This is a genomic window from Kineococcus glutinatus, from assembly GCF_039542765.1.
GTDB classification, from domain to species: Bacteria; Actinomycetota; Actinomycetes; order Actinomycetales; family Kineococcaceae; genus Kineococcus_A; species Kineococcus_A glutinatus.
The window spans coordinates 1-4,836 of the sequence record NZ_BAABIL010000282.1; the positions used below are offsets into that span (position 1 = coordinate 1).

Sequence of the window (4,836 nt, forward strand, 5' to 3'; positions counted from 1 at the left end):
GCCGCCGGTGGCGCGGTGGGGGGCCGGCGGGTGGGCCGCCGGGGCCGCACCGGTGGTGGGCGGGAGCGCTCCGCGGGCACCACGGCTGAGCGGGTGGCCCGCCCGGGTGGTGGCCCGCTCAGGTGGTGGCCCGCTCAGGTGGTGAGGAGGCGGACGGCGAGGCCGTCGCGGCCCGGGACCAGCTCGGCACGACCCCCGCCGGTGACCTCGACGGTGCCGAAGCGGCCGCGGACCCGGCGCGCCCGCAGCACGGGCCGCGCCTCGCCGCGGCGCCAGGTGCCGGGCGCGCCGGCGTCGATGACGAGGCGGGCCGCGGCGTCCAGGACCGCCGTGCCGGCGACCGCCAGCGGCACCGGTCCCCGTGCGCCCGGCGCCACCCGCAGCACGGACCCGGCCCCCTGGGAGAGGTCGCCGCCGACCTCGGCGCCGCACCCGGCGGCGATCCGCAGCGCACCGGCGGTGACGGTGACGTCGCCGTGCCCCAGGGCGCCGGCCGACGCCGCGACGAGGGTGCCGCCCGCCACGCGGGTGCCGCCGGTGAAGGAGTTCGCGCCGCTGAGGGTGAGCTCCCCGGAACCGCGCTTGAGGAGGTCCCCGCGCCCGGCGATGTCGTTGCGCCACGCGTCGGCCGCGGCGAAGCCCCCGGCGGCGGCGTCCATGTCGACGACCGCGGTGCCGTCGAAGCGGCCGTAGCCGTCGGCCGCGCTGAACAGGTCGAGGCGGCCCCACAGCTCCGGCCCGTCCAGCAGCGGGTGGCCGGCGGGCAGGGCCGTGGTGCGCAGGACCTCCCGGCGCTGCGCCGCGCCCAGGTACGGCAGGCGGGTCTCCAGCAGCACCTCGGCGCCCTGCGGCACCACCATCGGGGTGCGCGGGCCGCTGCGGCGGAACCCGTAGGTGAGGCAGCGCCGCACGGTCTCGCGGTTCGCCGCGTGGTCGCCCCACGGGCCCTGCCCGCCGCCGGACCGCGCGAGGGCGACGAGACCGGTGGCGTCGGTGCCGGTGCGCGCCCGGAACCAGCGCGCCGCCTGCTCGCGGGCCCCGCGCCGCAGCTCGGCGTTGGCCGGGTCGTGCAGGGCGGCCGCGGCCAGCGCCGTGGCGAGGATGCGGCCGCCGATGACGTCGACCGGGGAGTGCATCCCGGAGACGATGCGGCTGTCGGACAGCCCGAAGGCGCACGCGACGAGCTCCTGGAAGCGCTCGGGGATCGCGTGGGCCATCGCCAGGGCGGCCAGGTGGAAGGCGTTGGTGTGGCCGCTGGGGAAACCGCCGTCGTCGGCCGGGTCGGTGCCGCGCTGGCGCAGCAGCTGCGGGGCGACGACGACGTCGGAGGCGTAGACGGGGAAGCCGAACGCGTCGGTCGCCCCGGTCGGGACGACCCGGCTGTCGGCGTCCAGCCGCCACGGCCGCGGGTACTGGTAGGCGCTCTTGCTGGGGTTGCTGGAGGCGCTGGGGCCGCGCACGGTGTTCACCAGCCGGGCGACGAGCCCCAGCTCGGAGGTCTCCGACCCGGCGCCGAGGGCCGATCCCGCGGGCGCGCCCGGCGGCAGCGCGTCGCTGACGCGGTCCGGCGGGGTGCCGTCGGGGGCCTCGGTGATGCCGGTGACCGCCTTCGCGCCCTCCCGGTACAGGTCGGTGAGCGGGCCGAGGGCGGCGGTGACGGCGTAGCTCTGGTGCTGGCGGTCGCGGACGAAGGCCTCCTTCGCCTGCTCGGGGGTGCGCGCGCGGGTGGCGTCGACGACGTGGCGCACGTTGGCGCGCAGCACGGCGCGGTCCAGGGCGCGGCCGGTGTCCCAGGTCGGGCCGGTCCGCCACAGCTCCTGGAACCCGGACAGGATCCGCACGGCGGCGTTGGTGTCCGGGGTGGTGTTCGCCGCGACGTTCGTCGTGTAGTGCTCCACGAACGGCAGCAGCGCCTCGTCCGCCGCGGTGCGCGCGGCTGCCGGCCGCGCCCGGCCGGCCGGCACCAGCAGTGCGGTGGAACCGGCCAGCGCGAGGGTCAGGACGCCCCGCCGGCTGACGGGCCGGCGGGGGGCGCTGGGGTTCTCGGGGCGTGCGGGCACGCGTGACCTCCGGAGGTCGTGGGGGCTCGCGGCGGTCGTCCGCCGGCGGGTGCGCAGCCTGCTGGGGCCCGGTTCCCGCCGGGTGGACACCGGGTGTCCGGCGGGGGAACCGTTCCCGGCGGCGGGGCGGGTGCCCGGCCCCGGCCGCCGCCCGCGCCGGGTGGCGGTGGACCGCGGGCCCGTCCATGGTCGAGAGGACGACCACTTCGCGCCTGGAGGCACCGTGACCGCTCCCGCCCGCACCGACCTCGGCCTGCTCGTCCTGCGCGTGGGCGTGGGGTCCACCCTCTTCGCCCACGGCGCCCAGAAGCTGTTCGGCTGGTTCGGCGGTCACGGTGTGGCGGGCACCACGGGCGCGATGGAGTCGATGGGGTTCCACCCGCCGAAGCCCAGCGCCGTCGCGGCCGGGCTCTCGGAGACCGGTGGTGGCGCGCTGCTGGCCCTGGGGCTGGCCACCCCCGCCGCGGGTGCCGCCGTGGCCGCGAACATGCTCGCGGCCGGGGCCGTGCACCGCCCGGCCGGCTTCTTCGCCACCGAGGGCGGCTTCGAGTACCCGGCCGTCCTGGGCGCCGCCGCCGCCGCGCTGGCCGTCGCCGGCCCCGGCAGGCACTCGCTCGACCGGCTGCTCGGCGACCGGCTCAACCGCCCGTGGATGACCGCCGCCGCGCTCGTCGTCTCCCTCGCCGCCTCCACCGCCGTCGTGGCCCGCCGCGAGCGGGCGGTGGCCGCGGCGCCCACCTCCGGGCAGGAGCAGGCCGACGAGGGCGGCCGGGCGGCCCGCGGTGCAGCCTGAGCGCCCTGCGGGCCGGGCGGGCCGGCGCTGGCGTGGCCGGATGAGCGGACGGGACGGGCCGGGGATCCCCGAGCTGGAGGCCGACGAGGACGTCGCCCCGCGGCCGGAGGAGGAGATCGCCGACGTCGCGCGCGCCGAGCCGGACGTCGAACCGCACGGGGGCCCGGCCACCTGACGGGCAGCGCCTGACGGGCAGCGCCTGACGGGTCCGCCGCGCGGACGCACCCGGTCGGGGGAGCACGCCTCGAGCCCGCGGGGGCCGGTGCCGATGGGGGGACGTGCGCCCCCTCCTGCCAAGCGGTGCCCGCTGCGCCGCGGTGCCGGCCGCGCTCGGGCCGCGCCACGCCCGCTCGGCGCGGCTGTGGGCGGCGGTCGTGCTGTCGGTCACCACGTGGACCTCGCTGCTGTTCGCGATCCTGCACGGCGGCCCCCACCCGGTGGACGTCCTCACGACCGTCGTCCTCGGGTCGTTCGCGCTGCTGTGCGTGGTGCTGCCGGTGCGGCGGACCGCGCCGCTGTCGGTGGCCGCCCCGCTCCTCGGCGCGTCGGCCGCCGCGTGGCTCGACCTCGCCACCGCGGACGCCGGCGTCACCGGCCAGGTGTTCTTCTGCCTGCCGGTGCTGTGGGCCGCCGTCCAGCTCCGGGCCGCCGGCGCGGCGCTGGTGACGGCCTGGACCGTGGCGTGCGAGGCGCTCGTGGTGCTCACCCTGCTGCCGCTGCAGCAGGCGCTCACCGAGCTGACCTACATGACCGCCGTCCTCGTGCTCACCGCCGTCCTGCTGGTCCGGGCGGTCGGCGCGCACGACCGCATCGTGGCCCGGCTGCGCCGGCAGGCCGGCGTCGACCCGCTCACCGGGCTGGGGACGCGCCGGGTGCTCGACGACGCGACCCGCCACGCCCTCGACCGCGCCGGTGCGCTCGGCACCGCCCTCGTCGTCGTCGACATCGACCGCTTCAAGGCGGTCAACGACACCCACGGCCACCTCGCCGGCGACGCCGCCCTCGCGCACGTCGCCGGCGTGCTCGAGGCGCGCTGCCGCGAGCAGGACGTCGTGGCGCGGATGGGCGGCGACGAGCTGGCGGTGCTCATGCCCGGCTGCCCCGTCGAGGCCGCCGCCCGGCGCGCCGAGCAGTTCGTGGCCGCGGTGCGCGCCGCGCCGCTGCTGCTGCCAGGCGGCACGGCCGTGCCGCTGTCGATCAGCGCCGGCGTCGGGCACGCCCCGGACGGCTCGGGCGGTACCCGCGACCTGTACGCCGACGCCGACGCGGCCCTCTACGCGGCCAAGCGCGGTGGCCGCGACCGGGTGGGGCGCGTCCCCACCCGGAGCGGCTGACCCCGCTGCACCCGGCCGTGCGCCGATCGGGCGGTACCCGGACCGGCGCCGGTGGCCGTGGCGTACGTTGAGCCGCGGGTCGCCGGTGCCGGGCGGCCGTCGGGAGGCGGGACGTGGGCTGGGACGACGCGTCGGGGCGCGCGAGGCGCAGCGCCCTGTTCGTCGACTTCGACAACATCTACTCGGGGCTGGCCGACACGGACCGGCGCGCGGCGACGGCGTTCGCCACGGACCCCGACAGGTGGGTGCGCTGGCTGTCCTCCGGGGTGGACTCCTCGGGGCCCTTCGAGCGCCGCTTCCTCGTGCGGATCTGCTACCTCAACCCCGTCGCCCACGGTCGCTACCGGCCGTTCTTCACCCGCAACGGCTTCAAGGTCGTCGACTGCCCGCCGCTGACGCAGCGGCAGAAGAACAGCGCGGACATCCACATGGTCCTCGACATCCTCGACGCGCTGGAGCACCGCGGCGGTTACGACGAGTTCGTCGTCGCCTCCACCGACGCCGACTTCACGCCCGTCATGATGCGGCTGCGCGCCCACGACCGGCTCACCGCCATCGTGACGGCCGGCCCGGCGGCGGCGGCCTACCGATCCGTGTGCGACACCGTCATCTCCCCCGACGAGCTGGCCGCCGCGGTGCTGGCGCCCGT

At 78.5% G+C, this 4,836-nt stretch carries 5 protein-coding genes; 4 read left to right on the forward strand and 1 reads right to left on the reverse strand.

Features of this window, described 5'->3' with window-relative positions; genetic code table 11:
- Positions 1-134: 134 nt before the first annotated feature.
- Positions 135-2,060, reverse strand: a complete 1,926-nt coding sequence (locus ABEB16_RS11235; protein ID WP_345712340.1) for a phosphatase PAP2 family protein — start codon at positions 2,058-2,060, stop codon at positions 135-137.
- A 223-nt stretch (positions 2,061-2,283) separates the two neighbouring features.
- Here ABEB16_RS11235 and ABEB16_RS11240 point away from each other — a divergent pair, with 223 nt between their 5' ends.
- The 4 genes from ABEB16_RS11240 to ABEB16_RS11255 form a co-directional block, all read left to right on the forward strand.
- Positions 2,284-2,853, forward strand: coding sequence for a DoxX family protein (locus tag ABEB16_RS11240; protein WP_345712341.1), 570 nt, complete (start codon positions 2,284-2,286; stop codon positions 2,851-2,853).
- 40 nt (positions 2,854-2,893) lie between these two features.
- Entirely contained in the window at positions 2,894-3,028 is a 135-nt protein-coding gene (locus tag ABEB16_RS11245) for a hypothetical protein (protein ID WP_345712342.1), read from the forward strand.
- A 142-nt stretch (positions 3,029-3,170) separates the two neighbouring features.
- Positions 3,171-4,187, forward strand: a complete 1,017-nt coding sequence (locus tag ABEB16_RS11250; RefSeq protein ID WP_345712343.1) for a GGDEF domain-containing protein — start codon at positions 3,171-3,173, stop codon at positions 4,185-4,187.
- 113 nt (positions 4,188-4,300) lie between these two features.
- Positions 4,301-4,836 (forward strand): NYN domain-containing protein (locus tag ABEB16_RS11255; RefSeq protein ID WP_345712344.1); only part of this gene is annotated, 536 nt, incomplete at its 3' end.